The organism is Rhodoligotrophos defluvii (genome assembly GCF_005281615.1).
Taxonomy (GTDB): Bacteria; Pseudomonadota; Alphaproteobacteria; order Rhizobiales; family Im1; genus Rhodoligotrophos; species Rhodoligotrophos defluvii.
Genome location: NZ_SZZM01000002.1, coordinates 744,122 through 759,435 on the forward strand (window position 1 = coordinate 744,122; position 15,314 = coordinate 759,435).

Annotated in this window: 16 protein-coding genes; 6 read left to right on the plus strand and 10 right to left on the minus strand. The window is 66.3% G+C overall.

The window, feature by feature from the left end; all coding sequences use genetic code 11:
• Positions 1-13: 13 nt before the first annotated feature.
• The 5 genes from E4P09_RS12585 to E4P09_RS12605 form a co-directional block, all read right to left on the minus strand.
• The gene (locus E4P09_RS12585; protein ID WP_428977711.1) at positions 14-1,285 is read right to left on the minus strand and encodes a phage major capsid protein; all 1,272 of its coding nucleotides are present in this window, start codon (positions 1,283-1,285) and stop codon (positions 14-16) included.
• Positions 1,286-1,311: 26 nt separating this feature from the next.
• Complete coding sequence (locus E4P09_RS12590) at positions 1,312-1,809, minus strand: HK97 family phage prohead protease (RefSeq protein ID WP_137389937.1); 498 nt, start codon at positions 1,807-1,809, stop codon at positions 1,312-1,314.
• Positions 1,810-1,876: 67 nt separating this feature from the next.
• Positions 1,877-3,085, minus strand: coding sequence for a phage portal protein (locus E4P09_RS12595; protein ID WP_137389938.1), 1,209 nt, complete (start codon positions 3,083-3,085; stop codon positions 1,877-1,879).
• Between the two features lie 20 nt (positions 3,086-3,105).
• Entirely contained in the window at positions 3,106-4,410 is a 1,305-nt protein-coding gene (locus E4P09_RS12600) for a DNA-packaging protein (RefSeq protein WP_137389939.1), read from the minus strand.
• The gene (locus E4P09_RS12605) at positions 4,397-4,906 is read right to left on the minus strand and encodes a hypothetical protein (protein WP_137389940.1); all 510 of its coding nucleotides are present in this window, start codon (positions 4,904-4,906) and stop codon (positions 4,397-4,399) included. Before E4P09_RS12605 ends, E4P09_RS12600 begins: the two co-directional genes overlap by 14 nt.
• A gap of 451 nt (positions 4,907-5,357) precedes the next feature.
• On the opposite strand from E4P09_RS12605, the gene E4P09_RS12610 reads away from it, so the two are divergent.
• From E4P09_RS12610 to E4P09_RS12620, 3 genes are read left to right on the plus strand one after another with little or no spacing between them, the layout of a single operon-like run.
• Entirely contained in the window at positions 5,358-7,640 is a 2,283-nt protein-coding gene (locus tag E4P09_RS12610) for a transglycosylase domain-containing protein (protein WP_137389941.1), read from the plus strand.
• A gap of 12 nt (positions 7,641-7,652) precedes the next feature.
• Entirely contained in the window at positions 7,653-8,246 is a 594-nt protein-coding gene (locus E4P09_RS12615; RefSeq protein ID WP_137389942.1) for a DUF1214 domain-containing protein, read from the plus strand.
• Complete coding sequence (locus E4P09_RS12620) at positions 8,246-8,836, plus strand: DUF1254 domain-containing protein (RefSeq protein WP_137389943.1); 591 nt, start codon at positions 8,246-8,248, stop codon at positions 8,834-8,836. Before E4P09_RS12615 ends, E4P09_RS12620 begins: the two co-directional genes overlap by 1 nt.
• 146 nt (positions 8,837-8,982) lie before the next feature.
• On the opposite strand, the gene E4P09_RS25920 is transcribed toward E4P09_RS12620, so the two are convergent.
• Positions 8,983-9,153, minus strand: coding sequence for a PDDEXK family nuclease (locus E4P09_RS25920; protein ID WP_170984397.1), 171 nt, complete (start codon positions 9,151-9,153; stop codon positions 8,983-8,985).
• 506 nt (positions 9,154-9,659) lie between these two features.
• Complete coding sequence (locus E4P09_RS12625; RefSeq protein ID WP_137389944.1) at positions 9,660-10,442, minus strand: peptidoglycan-binding domain-containing protein; 783 nt, start codon at positions 10,440-10,442, stop codon at positions 9,660-9,662.
• A 451-nt stretch (positions 10,443-10,893) separates the two neighbouring features.
• Between E4P09_RS12625 and E4P09_RS12630 the strand changes: the two genes are divergently transcribed.
• The gene (locus tag E4P09_RS12630) at positions 10,894-11,340 is read left to right on the plus strand and encodes a DUF5330 domain-containing protein (RefSeq protein ID WP_137389945.1); all 447 of its coding nucleotides are present in this window, start codon (positions 10,894-10,896) and stop codon (positions 11,338-11,340) included.
• 68 nt (positions 11,341-11,408) lie between these two features.
• Positions 11,409-11,876 carry a SufE family protein gene (locus E4P09_RS12635; RefSeq protein WP_137389946.1) on the plus strand — a complete coding sequence of 156 codons (468 nt, stop codon included), beginning with the start codon at positions 11,409-11,411 and terminating at the stop codon, positions 11,874-11,876.
• A gap of 8 nt (positions 11,877-11,884) precedes the next feature.
• On the opposite strand, the gene E4P09_RS12640 is transcribed toward E4P09_RS12635, so the two are convergent.
• A complete protein-coding gene (locus E4P09_RS12640) occupies positions 11,885-12,718 on the minus strand; it encodes a DUF6456 domain-containing protein (RefSeq protein WP_239025153.1) in 834 nt (277 codons plus the stop codon).
• Positions 12,719-12,726: 8 nt separating this feature from the next.
• Complete coding sequence (locus E4P09_RS12645) at positions 12,727-13,047, minus strand: helix-turn-helix domain-containing protein (RefSeq protein WP_137389947.1); 321 nt, start codon at positions 13,045-13,047, stop codon at positions 12,727-12,729.
• Positions 13,048-13,338: 291 nt separating this feature from the next.
• Here E4P09_RS12645 and E4P09_RS12650 point away from each other — a divergent pair, with 291 nt between their 5' ends.
• Positions 13,339-13,905 (plus strand): helix-turn-helix domain-containing protein, encoded by a 567-nt coding sequence (locus E4P09_RS12650; RefSeq protein WP_137389948.1) that lies wholly within the window; start codon positions 13,339-13,341, stop codon positions 13,903-13,905.
• Positions 13,906-14,702: 797 nt separating this feature from the next.
• On the opposite strand, the gene E4P09_RS12655 is transcribed toward E4P09_RS12650, so the two are convergent.
• Positions 14,703-15,194, minus strand: a complete 492-nt coding sequence (locus tag E4P09_RS12655) for a PAS domain-containing protein (protein WP_137389949.1) — start codon at positions 15,192-15,194, stop codon at positions 14,703-14,705.
• Between the last annotated feature and the right edge of the window lie 120 nt (positions 15,195-15,314).

Sequence of the window (15,314 nt, forward strand, 5' to 3'; positions counted from 1 at the left end):
GGGGAGGCGGGGATCAGGACGTGCCGAATTTGATGAGCTTGATCGCGTCGAAATCCTGCACGCCGCCGCCGACCCGCTTGGTCGTGTAGAACAGCACGTAGGGCTTCGCCGAATAGGGATCGCGCAGCACCCGTAGCCCCAACCGGTCGACGATCAGGTAGCCGCGGCGGAAGTCGCCGAAGCCTACGGAGAAGCTGTCCGTGGCCATGTCGGGCATCGCCTCCGCCTCCGCGACGGGGAAGCCGAGCAGGCTTGCCGGGGTGCCCGCCTGCAGGGCGGGCTGCCAGATATAGTTGCCGTCCAGATCCTTGATCTTGCGGATCGCCGCCTGAGTCTTGCGGTTCATGACCCAGTGGGCATTCTGCCGGTAGCCCGCCTTGAGGGCATAGACCAGGTCGACCAGCACGTCGGCCGGATCGGTGCCGGCGAAATCGCCCGCGGCGCCGGTGGCGAGATAGCCGAGATTGCCCCAGCTCCATCCGCCATTCGCGACCTTGGCATAATCCAGGAAGCCCCTCGGCTTGTTGCTGCCGTCGCCGGTCACGAAGGCCGTTCCTTCCTGCTCGGCGAACACGGTGCGCACTTCCTCGGCGATCCACTGGTCGATATTGACGGCTGAGTCATCGAGCAGGGTCTGGGTTGCCGCCGGCATCGCATAGAGCTCCATGGTGGGGAATTCGAGCGAGGCGAGCGTGGGCGAGGTGGTCTGGTTGCGGGTGCCGGTCTCGGCCACCCAGCCCGCGGCGGCGCCGGTCGTCACGAAGGGCTTCTTGTAAAGCGCGCCGGAGACTTGCCGCACGCTGGCGATGGCGCGGATCGGCGAGATCTCGGCCATGAGCCGGCCGATCTCGGTCTCGGTCTCCTCGGGCACGAGATAGCCGCCATCCGGCCCTGAACCGACCGAGAGCGCCTTCGCCTCCAGCCCGGCGAGGCCGGTGGTCTCGCCCTTCCGGACATAGGCGTGGAAGGCGGCCTTGTGCTCCGCCGCGCGGGCGTCAGGCAGGCCGTCCTCCGCAGTGCTCGCGCCCAGGCGTGGCCGGGCGGCCTTGAGCACCAGCTCGTCCAGCCGCTGCTTCTGCTCGTCCAGCGCGCCGTTGATCCGCTGCACCTTCTCGCTGGTCACGGCGTCGGCCGTCATGCGCCGCTCCAGTTGCGCGAGGCGTTCGTCATTGGCCTCCTTGAAGCTCTCGAAGGCCTGCATGAAGCCGTTGAAAGCGGCCGCGATATCCGCCGATGGCGGTATGGCGACCTTGGTCTCGAACGGTCCGTGGTCCAGATCTCGCATCATGGTTGTCCTCGCTTGGCAGATGATCAGGTCAGGAAGGATCGGGCCGCGGCGCGGATGGCCGCCGCGGTGGTCATGGGAAGCGGCACTGGAGCAGGCTGCCGCTGCCCCATGATCCGGGCCTCGCTCAGCAGCGGAAAGGTGACGATCGAGATCTCCCAGAGATCCACCGCCCTCAGCAGCCGCAACCCGGTCGCGCGGTCGCGGGCGGCGCGCACCGTGCGGAAGCCGATGGACAGGCCGTCGAGCGCGCCGAGGCGGATCAGCCGGGCAATGTCCTCCGCCCGCGCGACGCCCGCCGCCAGCATGCCGCTCGCTTTCAGCCCATGGCGGTCCTCGCGGATATCGGTCCAGATGCCGATGGGCTGCGCCGGGTCGTGCTGGAACAGCATCTTCACCGCGGCCGGCGGCCGGCGGGCGAGGCTTGCGGCGAAGGCGCCGGCCATCACCACGTCGCCGGCGCTGTCCGGGCGGCCGAACAGGCTCGCATAGCCCTCGACGCGAAGCGAGGCTTCGAAATTCATGGATGATGTCCTGTGGAAAATCGAAGAGGGGGCCTGCCCAGAAGCTGGCAGCACCGACCGCCCGCGGTTATTCGGACGGCCTGCTCGCCTGGCGCGGCCCATAGCCGACAGCGGCCCGCTTCTCGTCGTCCGAAAGGAACGTCGCGGCGTTGATGCGCGACCACAGCGCCTCGCGCTCGGTGGCCAGCGCCTCGATCTGGTCGGCATCGTACCAGAGCCGCAGGTCCTCGCCGAAGCTGGGCGCCAGCCACTGGCTCAAGGCCCGTGCCGTACGCCCCACCAGGGGCAGCACCGTCTGGCGCCAGAAGGTGCGGTTCGCCTCGGCGTAGTTGGCGAAGGTGTTGTCGCCGGGAATGGCCAGCAGCATCGGCGGCACGCCGAAGGCCAGCGCGATCTCGCGGGCAGCCGTGTTCTTGGCCTCGATGAAGTCCATGTCGCGCGGGCTCAGGCTCATGCTCTTCCAGTCGAGCCCGCCTTCCAGCACCAGGGGCCGTCCGGCATTGGCCGTGCCCTGGAATGAGGTCTCCAGCTCCTGCTTCAGCCTAGCGAACTGCTCTTCCGAAAGGTTGCCGGCGCCGTCCTGGCCGGCATAGACGAGCGCGCCGGAAGGGCGCGCCGCGTTGTCCAGCAGGCTCTTGTTCCAGGCGCCCGCGGCGGTATGCACGTCCACGCTGTGCGCGGCCGCCTCGAACGGGCTCAGGCCGTAGTGCTCGTTGGTGGGATTGAACAGCTTCAGGTGCAGGATCGGCTTCTGTCCGCGCGCCGGCTGGGTGAAGCGGACAGTCTGCCCGTCCACCGTATAGGCATAAGCTTCGGGCCAGCCGTCGCTGCCGGGAATGACCCGCATGCGGTCCGGCCGCAGCACGTGCAGCTCGCGCGGGCGGCCGCCGACGGCGACCACCTCGAGATAGCTGTTGCCGGCGGTCTGCAGGTAGCCGTAGAAGGCTTCGAACAGGTCGGCACCGCTGCTGACCGGATTGGGGCTCGTCAGCAAGTCGAGCAGCGGATGGCGGTTGACCTCGGCGTTTCCGTCGTAGAGCAGCCAGGGCACGGCGGCCGCGGCTTCGGCGATCATCCTCACGCAGCGATAGCCCACCGCGTTATGCGCATAGCCTTCGCGCGCGAGGCTCGCATAATTCCGGGGGGTCCATACCGGCTGCCCCTGCATGTGCAGGGCGATGAGCGGACCCGTCGCGCTGCGCTTTTCCTCGGGCGCGGTCGCTGCCGGTGAAACCGGCCTGGTGGCCCGCCACTTCAATCGTTCCAGGATGCCCATGCTGTCCCCTGCTGAATTGATCAAACCGCGCGGATGCGCGGCGCCCGCTGGCGGCCGAGCATCAGGTCGGTGAAGGCCCAGACCAGGGCGTCCGCCCGGTCGGGGCTGCGCCCGGCGCTCGCCACCAACTGCGCGAAGCTCACCAGCTCGTCCTCGAGCTCGGGAAAGGTCCCCACATGCGATATCCGCCCCTGCTCGTAGAGCGCTGCGACCGGTTCCGCGCGAACCTGCTTGCCCCGGCTCGCCCGCACCGCGCGAAACGGGATCGCCGGGTCCACCTCGCGCAATACCGCTTCGACCATGTCGCCCCCTTGATTGACTTCCGCCACCAACCGGTCCGCCTCGAACGAGTGCAACAGCTCGATGGCGCGCTTTGCCCAGCGGCCGGGTGCTGCGCCGTCCAGCGAGCCGTCGTGCAGAACGTAGCCGCGCCCGTCGCCGCCGATCCCGGCGCAGACGATGCCGCAGGCATTGGCCCTGGCCGAGCCGGTGGCCGGCGGGTCGACGGCGACAACGACCCGGACCAGGTCCGGGGCTGCGGCCAGCCGTCCCGCCTCGATGTCGGCGCGTTTGAACAGCGCGTCGGGATCATCCTCGATCAGCTCGCCGTCGAGCTCCTGGCGGCCGAGCCTGGTGCCGCCGTATTTTCCTTCGACCGCCGCGATGAAGGTGGGCGCCAGGTTGGCCGCGTTGTCCCGGGTCCTGGCGCGGGAGACCCGCGTGCCCGCATCCGCCAGCAGCCGCTTGAGCAGCGGCACCGGCTTCGGTGTGGTGGTGGCCACGATCCGGGGTCTCGCGCCCAGGCGCAGGCCGAACTGCAGCATGTCCCAGGTCTCTTCGGCATTGCGCCACTTGGCGATCTCGTCGCACCAGGCCACCTCGAATTGCGGGCCGCGCAGGGCGTCCGGCTCCTCGGCCGAGAAGAGCTGCGCGATGGCGCCGTTGGCCCAGGTGATCGTGCGCTTGGAAGGCTCGTAGTCCGGGCGGCTCCGGCGATCGTGGACGGCAAGCAGCCCGGAGTCTCCCTCGACCATCACCGCGCGCACGTCGTTCAGGGTCTGGCCCACCAGGGCGATCCGGCGCACCGGCGCGCAGCAGAAGCATAGATCCCCCCGCGCTTGCGCCTTGATCCATTCCGCGCCCGTTCGGGTCTTGCCGGCGCCGCGGCCGCCCATCAGCAGCCACACGGTCCAGGTCTCGTCGAAATCCGTAAGATCCGGCGGAAGTTGATCCTTGCGGGCGCGCAGCGCCCAGTCCCTCTGCATCTCCGTGAGTTCGCCCAGCCCAAGCCGGCCGAGCCGGGCCAGTCGCTCAGAGGGGGCCAAGGAGGCCCAACCGTTCCGCAAGCTCCGCGCGCAGGATATGTAGTACCTTCTCGTCTCGTTCAGGGTTCGGCTCCTCCGGCTTGCCTCCCCCCTTGAGTTCAAGGTCGATCAGCTTGTCGATGGCGTTCACGATGGTGGCCATGGCGCGCGCCGACCGCTCGCTCAACGCGCTGTCGTTCGGATGTCGGTCGTTTATGGCCGCAAGCTGCTCGAGCTGGTTGGTCAGCACCTCCAGCATGCGGGCCCGGATCTGCGGCACGGTCATTGCCTTGCGGCGGTTCCGCTTGACTGGCGCGCCCGGCGTGATCGGCGCCGGCGGCGGCCCGCTCCCGCGGCGCCGTGCCGGCATCCGCCCCGGCCAAGCCTCGCGCACGGCGCGGTGGTAGAGCGAGGAGACGGATATGCCGAACCGGTGGGCGAGCGCCTCGACCGGTTCCTTGTTGGCCTCGTAGGCAGCCCTGAGCGCCGCCCAGTCTACCTTGACCGAACTGGCCATCGCTGGTCGTCCTCGACGGATATGGGGCTGTGTCTGGAGGCTGTCGCAATCGCGACGGCGGCGCTCACGGAATGACCGGTGCCGGGCAAATGCAGGAACGATCACCAACGCGAATGCCGCGTCGGCCTTTCCCTCGCCCGCAGTGATCGGATTATGGCAAATTTTACACAAACAGCGGCGCGCTGTCAATAGAAATTTACGAACAGCGTGAGTTTATGTTGCCATGGCGTGATCGTGAGCAAAACTGCAAGAGCTGTGCGGATCCGATTGACGTCCCTCGCGTTTTTCGGACCAGCGTCTTGGTTATGTATTCTTTAGCCGGGTTGTCGTATATTGCCGCAATTGGCGCTTATCTCAGGCAAGCGACCGCGCTTGGGTTGCCCGCGAAGCGGACGGCCGGTTGCTTGCTGATGCATTCAAGGCCCACAAAGCCGATCGAGAGCCCTTGCACGTGTCGAAGCCTCGTTCAGACAATGTGATCTACCGGTTCTTCTTCACGCTCGAGTCCTGGGTGGGCTCGGCTCTCTACGAGTTTGGAGAGCGGGTCGGGCGGATGTGGGACAATTATGCGGCGCGCTTGTCGCCCCTCAAGGTCTCCGGCCTGCCGCGCGCCTTCTTCGAGGTCGGATCGGACGCGCTGACCCTGGGTCTGATCGCCGCCCTCGGCATTCTCTACTACGCGCTGCCCCCATTCACCGGCACAGGCGACATCTGGAACCGCGGCCGTGAATATGCGGTCACCTTCACCGACGCCTCCGGCCAGTTCATCGGCCGCCGCGGCGTCCGGCAGGACGACAATATCGCGCTGGAAGAGATCCCGCCACACGTGATCAAGGCGGTGCTGGCCACCGAGGACGCGCGCTTCTTTACCCATGTGGGCGTCGACGTGCTCGGCACCATGCGCGCGCTCATCAGCAACCTGCGCGCCAATGACGTGGTTCAAGGCGGCTCCACGCTGACGCAGCAGCTGGCCAAGAACCTCTTCCTCAGCCCCGAGCGCACCTTTCGCCGCAAGATCAACGAGGCCTTTCTGGCCCTGTGGATCGAGACCCGCCTGACCAAGCCCGAGATCCTGAAGCTCTATCTCGACCGCTCCTATCTCGGCGGCGGCACCTATGGGGTGGAGGCAGCGGCCCAGTTCTATTTCGGCAAGTCGATCCGGGACGTGAACCTGCCGGAGGCGGCGATGCTCGCCGGGCTGTTCAAGGCACCCAGCACCTATGCGCCGCATGTGCATCCCGAAGCGGCCAGGGCGCGGGCCAATGTGGTGCTGCATCGCATGCTGGACGCGGGCTATATCAGCCAAGGCGAGCTTTTCGCCGCGCGGCGCGCCCCCGCCGAGAGCACGAAGCCGCCGAGCTTCTTCGCGCCGGACTACTTCCTCGATTATGCCTATTCGCAGACGTTGCGGATCCTCCAGGAGCATAATCTCACCGGCGAATACGTGATCGAGGTCCGGACGACCATCGACATCGCGCTGCAGAAGCACGCCCAGAAGACGATCAACGACGTGCTCGCGACGGAGGGCCAGAAGCTCCGTGCCAACGAAGGCGCGCTGGTCGCCATGCGCCCGGACGGGGCGGTGAAGGCGATTGTCGGCGGGCGCGATTATGAGCAGAGCCAGTTCAACCGTGCCACGGACGCTCGTCGGCAGCCGGGCTCCTCGTTCAAGCCTCTCGTCTACCTGGCGGCGTTGAGGGCAGGGTTCCATCCGGACACGATCGTCTATGACACGCCGGTCTCGATCGGCGGGTGGACGCCGAAGAACTACACGCGCAAATATACGGGCCGCACCACCCTGGCCTATGCGCTGCGTCACTCCCTCAACACCATCCCCGTGCAGATCTCGCTGAAGATCGGCCGCAAGCCGATCATCGAGGTGGCACAGAAAGCCGGCATCACGTCGCCGATCCTGTCGGTGGCGTCCCTGCCGCTCGGCACCAACGAGGTCACGGTGATGGAGCTCACCACCGCCTATGCCACCTTCGCCAATGGCGGAAAGGCGGTGACGCCGTATACCGTGCTCGAGATCCGGCGGCCCAATGGCGATCTGCTCTACAGCCGCGCGAAGGATGCACCCCCTGCCCCGCAGGTGTTCGATCCGGTCAACGTGGCCGACCTGAACTACATGCTCAACCAGGTGATCACTCAGGGAACAGGCCGTCGCGCGCAGCTGGGCTTCACGCCTCAGGCCGGCAAGACGGGCACCACCCAGGACTATCGCGACGCGTGGTTCATGGGGTTCACCGCGCAATATGTCACCGGCGTGTGGTTCGGCAATGACGATTACTCGCCGATGGACAAGGTCACCGGCGGCTCGATCCCGGCGACCGCCTGGAAGATGTTCATGGACAAGGCCCTGGAAACGCAGGTCGCCGCGCCGCTCCCGGGCATTCCGCTCGACAACAGCTATGCGGCCTATGTCGCGCGCCGCGAGAGCCAGGGGCAGAAGTTGCCGCCCGTGGTCGCCTCGGGGTCGCGCACGTCGAAGCGTGGCGGGTCGGCGGTGGCCGCCGTACAGCCGCGCACGTCCGGTGCTAGGCAGCAGCGGCAGATGCTGCCGCCCGTGCAGGAGGCCGCTCCGCGGCCACAGCCCACGAACGTGTTCCAGCGGATTTTCGGCGGGCTGTTTGGTGGCCGGCAGCAGCAGAGGGCGGCCCCGCCACCGCCGCCGCCGGTGGTGCTGCCGCCCGCGCGCGGCAACGTCTTCCAAGGCCGATTCCAGAACCGCTAGCATGCTTTTGTCATGAGCCGCACCCGCTACACCGTCCGGATCCTGCTGAACTTCGTCGCGTTCGTCGTTCTCGGCCTCGCCGTGGGCTATTTCACGGTGGATGTGGCGGTCACCCGGGGTTTCTCACCCATCGTCGAGAGGGCGGGCCCTTGGGCGATGTGGCCGCACATGGCCAGCGCCGATGCGGACCCCTATACCCGCGCCCACTTCGCCGCCTTCGGCAAGCTCGGCCTCATGCCTTTCGAGGCTTTGGAGCTCAGAGCCGAACAGGATAGCGAGGGCGCCCCGCTCGATCAGTCCTGCACCTATGTGCTCACCGGCGCGCCGCTGGGCGGCCGGTGGTGGAGCATCGCGGCCTATGAGGAGGACCGCAGGCTCATCGCCAATGCTGCCGACCGGCATAGCTTCAATTCGGAAAACATCGTGCGCGAGCCGGATGGCTCCTTCCGTATCACCGCTTCGGAAACCCCCTATCCCGGCAATTGGCTCCCCTTGGGCCGCGGGGGTCCGTTCAGGCTGATCCTCACCATTACCGATGCACCCGCCGCCTATCGGAATGATCCGGCCAGCGTCCCGGTGCCGACGATCGAGCGGAGGTCGTGCTGATGGGACGCATCTTCTTCTGGGGCGCGGCGGTGCTGCTTCTGGCCCTCGCCACCCATCTCGGGGCCGTATTGTTCAGTCCGGCGGTCAGCATGACCAGCGCCATGGAGCGCGCCTTCGCCGTCACCCCCGTCAACGCCATGACCGTCTTGGATGAAGAGATCGTGGGCAACGTGCTGCGCGAGGCCAATCCCGATCTCGTCTACGCCGTCTGTCCTTACGACCTCAGGCACGGGGCGTTGAGCATCGACGCGCATATTCCGGAGTTCTACTGGTCGATCAGCCTCTACACCGTGCAGGGCGACAATATCTATACCCTGAACGATGAGCAGGCCGGCGTCAGTAATCTGAGGTTCCGGCTTGAGCTGGAAAAGCCGACACTCGACATCGAGAAGGTCATTGGCAGCGAGGCTGAGGAGGAAGCGGCGGCCGCTGCCGAGGCGGCAAAGAGCGATGACACGGTGCTCCTCAAAACTCCCACGGAGAGGGGGGTGGTGCTGCTGCGGGCCTTTTTGCCTGATCCGGCCTATCGCGAGCGGGTGGCTCAAGTGCTGGCAGCATCGTCCTGTCATCCGACCCATGCCCATTCTTGAAGTCAGGGTGCGTTTGGCGCGGGTCTAGAGCATTTTCGAGCGAAATAGATGCCGGTTCGCGTGAAGAAAATGCGACCAGGCAAAACCTTAGAGTGGTTCCGCGATTCGAAGAAGAGCGGAAGCGCTCCAGGAGGTTATGCGGCCATTCAGCCCTGTTTCCGTTCCTTATCCGAGGACGGCGCGCTATCACGGTCTTCCACCTCGCGCATCCATTCGATCCGCACCCCTGGGAAGATGATGATTTTGCACGGTGGATCGGTAGGCAGCCGCGAAAGCTTGGGCGATCGCCACTGCGGCAATGCGAGCACGTTCGACATGGGCTCAATCCTTCCGGTGTCGACGCAAGCAGGCCTTCGCCTACCGGTCAAAAACTGCAGGATGTATGGTTAACGATCGGCTAATAAGTCCCCTTCGCGTGCGGTGGCCAGGCAGAAATTCTCCTCGCCACCATCGCCGGCATGCCTATAACGGGATGGGCGGCGTTTTGTTTCCCTGACGGGAAGCCGTTCTTTTCCGGCAGGATGTGCCTGCAACTCTGTATGCTGTGTTAACGAGCCAGTCCCTCCGGCCAATCCCTCCGCGGAGGCGGGAGGAAAGGCAAAAGAGGGGTTATTTTGAGACGGCGAAAGCCAATCCCTCCCCCGCGGCGCGGGGGAGGGAGGGAAAGCAGGTCGCACCTTCGTCCTTCGCTCGGCCCCAATGGCTGACGTCCTTGACCGTCCTGCCGGCCGCGCCTCGGCGCCGAGCCGGCCTCCAGGGCCACATGGCACAAACCTTCCCCTGTCAGACGCGGCAAGGACGCAAGCGGCTGCTGATGTTGCGCTTAGGCCTCGTTGAGGCTGGAAAGCCCGGTCACCTTGCTCAGCTCTTTCAGCAAGGCCTCGTCCACGCGGCCGGTCACCGGCAGCTCGCGGTCGCGCTGGAACTGCATGATCGCCTCGCGGGTCTGCGCGCCGATGAGACCGTCCGCCGGTCCGGGCTGATAGCCGAGCTCCGCCAGCCCTTTTTGCACCCGAGCCACCTGTTCCCGGGTGGGATCGGTCCGGCCGGCGTTCACGCTCGCCGTTGCTGCCGGCTCGACGCTGGCCTTGTTCGCGGCCGGAGCCATCGCCTCGGATGGAGCCTCGCCCTCGACATTTCGCGAAGGTTGTGTCGCGCCGAACCGGCTTGCGTTCAGAAAGGCGAGGTCTGTCGCAACCTGTTCCCGCAGCGCGGGGGTTGCCGATCCGCTCGGCTCCAGCCCGCGATCCGTCTGATAAGCGGTGATCGCCGCCCGTAGGCCATCGCCTTGCCTGCCGTCGATCGCGCCCTTGTAGTAGCCGAGGTGAGCGAGCTGCGACTGCAGCCGTCGCAGGTCTTCGCTCACAGGGACTGAGCTGTTCTGCTTCGTCGGCGTCTTGCCGACGGCTGCTGGCTTTGCCCGTTTCTCGCTCGGCCGCGCGGCCGGTGCGTCGGACCAGCCATCGCCCAGCGGCGCCGGGTGGCGCGCCGTCTGCCCGATCAGCGCGTTGTAGCAGATCGCCAGGGCCGCCGCCGCGGCCAGGCCCAAGGTGATTGCCCCGCGGGTCGAGATGACCGGGGGCGTCTCGTCGAGCACGTCCTTCACGGCCCGCGTCCATGCTCGTCCCGGTCCGGCCGACAGGTCACCGGGTGCATCGGCCGGGCCGCACGGCCGCGCCCGCCGCAGGCTGTTGCCGCGCCTTGCTGCCGGTCTCTGAAGGTCGTACTCATCTCACCGATATGCTACTCACTGGGATGCTGCCGCCTTCCCGCCCCAAAAGTCTGCACGGGGCGCCTTAAAGAAGTTTGAACCTTAACAGGCGAAAGCCGGGGCCTCGCGCGTAAGGGGTAGCAGCTTCGACAACTTTATCGAAATTGTCTTCGCTCATTTCACGATAAGGCAACGACGCATTGCTACGTTTGTATCGAATGCATGGCAAGATCCAGCTGCGTCATGGCTTTACGTGGGTGAATTCGGCTGTCGAGCAGCTTGCGAGGCCTCCATACCGGGCACGGTCCGGCCAGGCAAGCTTTACAGAAGTCGAGGTGAGTGGGTGATGTCCTTGTTCCGCATCGTGGTGATTCTGGTTGTGATCATCATGATCTTGCCGATCGGTGACGATCGCGCCGCCACACAACGTGCTAGCCCCGAGAGTGGCGTCTCGACCGGGCAGTTCGTGGACGCGGCCGTCTCGGCAGCCTATGATGTCTCGGGGATCTGCAGCCGCCAGCCCGTGGTCTGCGCCATCGGCCACGAGCTGTGGACCACGTTCCAACGCAAGTTCCTCTATATCGCCGGCCTCGGCTATGACTGGCTCAACGGTTCCTGGCAGACACAGCCGCCCTTGCAGCGGCGCGAGCAGAGCAGCGTCGGCCAGCCGGGTGATCTCGTGGCCCCGAAGCCGCCCGCCAAGCCGCGCGATCGGCTCGAGGATCCGTCGGACACGCTCACGGAAGGCGACCTGCTGGTGCCCTGGCACGGGCCGGCAACCCCGGCGGGCTGAGCGATCCTCCGACAGTCCTGGGCTCCCTGGTGCTTGTCCTTCGCCGGCAAAGGGACTATGTCCGCGGTATGAGTGAAGCCCTTGCCCATACGGCCACGGCCGCCGCGCCCCAGGATGCTGCCATCGCGCGCCTGATCGAGGATTTCGAGCTGCTCGACGACTGGGAGGAGCGCTATCGCTACCTCATCGAGCTGGGGCGCGACCTGCCGCCGCTCAACGAGCATCTGCGCGTCCCGGAAAACAAGGTGCGCGGGTGTGCCAGCCAGGTCTGGCTCCATACCAGCATCGCGCCGGCCGAGCCCGGCAATCCGGTGCTGACGTTTCAGGGCGACAGCGATGCCCATATCGTGAAGGGCCTGATTGCGGTGCTGTTCATGCTCTATTCCGGCCGCACGGCCCGCTCCATCCTCGCGGTCGATCCGCAGGTCGTGTTCTCGCGCCTTGGCCTCGACGAGCATCTCACGCCGCAGCGCGCCAACGGGTTTTCCGCCATGGTCGGCCGGATCCGGGCCGACGCCCAGGCGGCGCTATCCTGAGCTCGCGGTCATAGCCCGGGCCGCAGGCCCTCCAGGCGCCAGCTGCGGACCGCGCGCGCCCGCGGCGGCCCGCTTACCGCGCCGATGAGGCCGTAGTGCCGGGCAAGCTGGGTCAGGGCGATCTGCAGCACCACCTTCGCCGATCGCGGCGGCCAGCCGAACATGCGTTCGGCCGCTTCCAAGCCGTTTGCCAGACAGCATATCTGGAGCAGAACCTTGCCGAGCTCGGGTCCGGTTGCTTCGAGCGCCGCATTGAGCCGTGCGCGCGCCGCAATGACCGAGTCCTGCAGGTCAGCGCTGCCTTTCGCACCGCCCTGCCCCGCATGCGCGATGCGGCTGGGGTCCCATTGGGTGGTGACCCGCGGGATCATCGCGGCAAGGGTATAGTCACGGTGCAGCCTTTCCCCGGCTGCAAGCTGTTCCGCCGTGATCAGGGGATTGCCGTTCGCATCCTTGCGGCGGGCGAGCCAGCTGAGCGGATTTTCCCCCGCATTGACGGTGACCCGCTCCCAGCGGGCGCCATGGCGCACCTTCTGCTCGTAAAGGCACTGATGCTGTGCCCGGTAGGGGTTCGGTCCGCCGGTCCGCCGCCGCTTCAGCCAGGCGCGGCCGGCGGTCGTCAGTTCCATCACATCCCTTTCGCGCCGGGCAACCCAATCGCGGGTGAGCCACGCCTTGACGATGTCGTCGTCGACCGTCCCGCTGCGCTCCGCACCGTCTCCGCCCGTGAGGTGCCATTGCCCGCTCTGGCCCTCGTGCCGCCAGACCAGCCGGTGACCGATGGCCAGTTTGGGAAAGCAACGTTCCGCATCCCGGGTGATCTTGATCTCGCTTGCCCCCATTTCACGCCTCACGCCGCTGGTGACTGCCAGTCGGACGACCGCCAGTATCTCAGAGTGCTGTCCAAGGCGCTCAGCGCGAGATCGACAGTGGGATCGTCACGCTCATCTTCGATTTGACGGCAGGCATGGGCTGCCGTGGTGCGGTCGCGCCCGAACAGGCGGCCGACCTCGGTCAGCGTCAAGCCGCAGGAGACATGAGCGAGGTACATGGCGATCTGCCGCGCTCTCGCGATGTCCGCGCGGGATCGCGTGGCCGCGGCCAGCTCTGACTGGCGCACGCCGTATGCTCCGCAGACCACCAGCATGATGGAGCCATAGAGTGAAATCATCTCCGAGCAGTCCGTCCGTGGCCGGCGAACATACGCGCTGCGTCCCCGCTCATCGAGCGTGCGTATTACTTGACCAATTCTGCATCTTTCCCCTACGCAAAAGCTTTGCATACAGACCATTTCTCGACCCTCGCCCCGTCATCTCCAATATTCCTTAGGCCGATTACTGGAGATATCTCCTTGACGTGATGCGTAACCTTAACGACTCAATTATTACCCAATCGAATACGTCCGGGGATAAGTTGAGGTCGAATGGGCGCCGACCAAATACGCAGCGGGGTGCTTTAAAAGATGAAGACCCGGATACGAGAGTTGCGCCGTCTGCACGGTTGGACGCTCAAAGTCCTGGCTGAACGTCTTGCAACCACGCCACAGACCATACATCGGCTCGAGACCGGCACCGTTTCCGTCTCGACCGACTGGCTCGAGCGTTTCGCGAAGGTTTTCGGGGTGGCGCCGGCGGAGCTCATCGGCAGCGCCGAGACGCGCGGCACCGTCGAGCTGCTGGGGGAGCTCGGGCGGAACGGGCAGCTTCGCCTCGAGTCTTGCTGGCACGAGCCGTTCAAGCTCGACGTGCCCGCTGTCCGGCCGGTGGCGGTGCGGGTACAGGAGCAGATCGGGCCTTATCCACGCGGGGCGATCCTCATCGGCAATCGGCTCGAGGGGCCGGATCTCGCGGCCATCCGCTCCTGCGACGCCCTGGTGGCGGTCGACGATGCGACGGTTCTCCTGCGCCGTCTGATCCCGAGCGGGGTCGGCCAGTTCATCCTGGTGCCCTTTGCGGCCGACGGCGACATCCATTATGACGTGGTCCCACGCTGGGTCGCTCGTCTCATCATGCGCGTTGAATATCTCTAGCAACGGCAAGCGAGAGCCCTCCCCGCGCCATCCCTCCCCGATCCGGGGAGGGATACGCCTTCAGCATCAACCATTTCGTCATTGCCGCGCTTGACGCGGCAATCCAGGGGCCAAGCCGGAAAGCCCCCGCCCCGCGCTTGCCATCCCTCCCCGGTCCGGGGAGGGTGGACGCCGCAAGGCGGCCGGGTGGGGTCGAGGCCGGAAACAAAGGCCCCGCCGCTGCGCTTAGCTCTGGATGCGCCGGTCAAGCCGGCGCATGACGGCTTTAACGAGAGAAGATAGAGCGTGCCCAGTATGAGCCCGCCCCACCCCGACGCGCTTCGCGCGCCGACCCTTCCCGCGCCGTGGGGAGGGATACGCCTTCAGCATCAACCACCTCCGTCATTGCCGCGCTTGACGCGGCAATCCAGGGGCCAAGGCGGAAAGCCCCCGCCCCACGCTTGCCATCCCTCCCCGGTCCGGGAGGGTGGACGCCGCAAGGCGGCCGGGTGGGGTCGAGGCCGGAAACAAAGGCCCCGCCGATGCGCTTGGCTCTGGATGCGCCGGTCAAGCCGGCGCATGACGACTTTAACGAGAGAAGATAGAGCGTGCGCAGTGTGAGCCCGCCCCACCCCGACGCGTTTCGCCCTTGCCATCCCTCCCCGGTCCGGGGAGGGATACGCCTTCAGCATCAACCATTTCGTCATTGCCGCGCTTGACGCGGCAATCCAGGGGCCAAGCCGGAAAGCCCCCGCCCCGCGCTTGCCATCCCTCCCCGATCCGGGGAAGGGTGGACGCCGTAAGGCGGCCGGGTGGGGCTAGGGACTTTGCGTGAAGGCGAGAACCTTCCCCACTCCGCCACCCAGCTGGTCCTGCGAGGTGCTCAGATCCATGGCGGGCACGAAGGCATCGTGACAGAGGATCATGTCGATCCGCCGCGCGTCGGAGGACAGCGGCAGGCGCAGCCAGAACTGCACCAGATGCTCCTTGGAGGCGCGCGGTCCCCGCACCACGCCCTGTGCCGGCCGCCCGGTGCCGACCACCCGCTCATAGGCCGACACCCAATAGTCCCGGCGGTCGCCCCAGTCCAGTTCGTCAAGATAAAGCCCGGTGATCTCGCGCTCGTAGATCTCGCGCAGCCGGGTGCCGGCAAGCCGGACCCGGAACCGCTGGTCCGTCGCCATCACGTCGATCAGGCTGATGCCGGGGAGAAGCTTTGGGAAATCGGCCGGATTGATGTCCCGGCGGCCAGGCAGGCGATCCCCGGCACGCGCGGCCCAGTAATCATAGAGCTGCCGTTGTTCGGTCATCACCAGCTGAGCCCTGAACGTGTCATGTGTTGGTTCCAAACCCACGGCAAGTCCCGCTCAACGAATCAGTCGACAGCCTCTCGGAATCCTTATGAATTGGTTAGCGGACGAGCACAAGTC

What these genes read in the sequence shown, in the direction of transcription:
- E4P09_RS12640 (WP_239025153.1), bottom strand. Translation starts at nt 12,718, where the DNA reads ATGGGGGCAAGCGAGATCAAGATCACCCGGGATGCGGAACGTTGCTTT.
- E4P09_RS12585 (WP_428977711.1), bottom strand. Translation starts at nt 1,285, where the DNA reads ATGCGAGATCTGGACCACGGACCGTTCGAGACCAAGGTCGCCATACCG.
- E4P09_RS25920 (WP_170984397.1), bottom strand. Translation starts at nt 9,153, where the DNA reads ATGTCGAACGTGCTCGCATTGCCGCAGTGGCGATCGCCCAAGCTTTCG.
- E4P09_RS12650 (WP_137389948.1), top strand. Translation starts at nt 13,339, where the DNA reads ATGAAGACCCGGATACGAGAGTTGCGCCGTCTGCACGGTTGGACGCTC.
- E4P09_RS12655 (WP_137389949.1), bottom strand. Translation starts at nt 15,194, where the DNA reads ATGACCGAACAACGGCAGCTCTATGATTACTGGGCCGCGCGTGCCGGG.
- E4P09_RS12590 (WP_137389937.1), bottom strand. Translation starts at nt 1,809, where the DNA reads ATGAATTTCGAAGCCTCGCTTCGCGTCGAGGGCTATGCGAGCCTGTTC.
- E4P09_RS12615 (WP_137389942.1), top strand. Translation starts at nt 7,653, where the DNA reads ATGAGCCGCACCCGCTACACCGTCCGGATCCTGCTGAACTTCGTCGCG.
- E4P09_RS12635 (WP_137389946.1), top strand. Translation starts at nt 11,409, where the DNA reads ATGAGTGAAGCCCTTGCCCATACGGCCACGGCCGCCGCGCCCCAGGAT.
- E4P09_RS12645 (WP_137389947.1), bottom strand. Translation starts at nt 13,047, where the DNA reads ATGATTTCACTCTATGGCTCCATCATGCTGGTGGTCTGCGGAGCATAC.
- E4P09_RS12595 (WP_137389938.1), bottom strand. Translation starts at nt 3,085, where the DNA reads ATGGGCATCCTGGAACGATTGAAGTGGCGGGCCACCAGGCCGGTTTCA.
- E4P09_RS12620 (WP_137389943.1), top strand. Translation starts at nt 8,246, where the DNA reads ATGGGACGCATCTTCTTCTGGGGCGCGGCGGTGCTGCTTCTGGCCCTC.
- E4P09_RS12605 (WP_137389940.1), bottom strand. Translation starts at nt 4,906, where the DNA reads ATGGCCAGTTCGGTCAAGGTAGACTGGGCGGCGCTCAGGGCTGCCTAC.
- E4P09_RS12630 (WP_137389945.1), top strand. Translation starts at nt 10,894, where the DNA reads ATGTCCTTGTTCCGCATCGTGGTGATTCTGGTTGTGATCATCATGATC.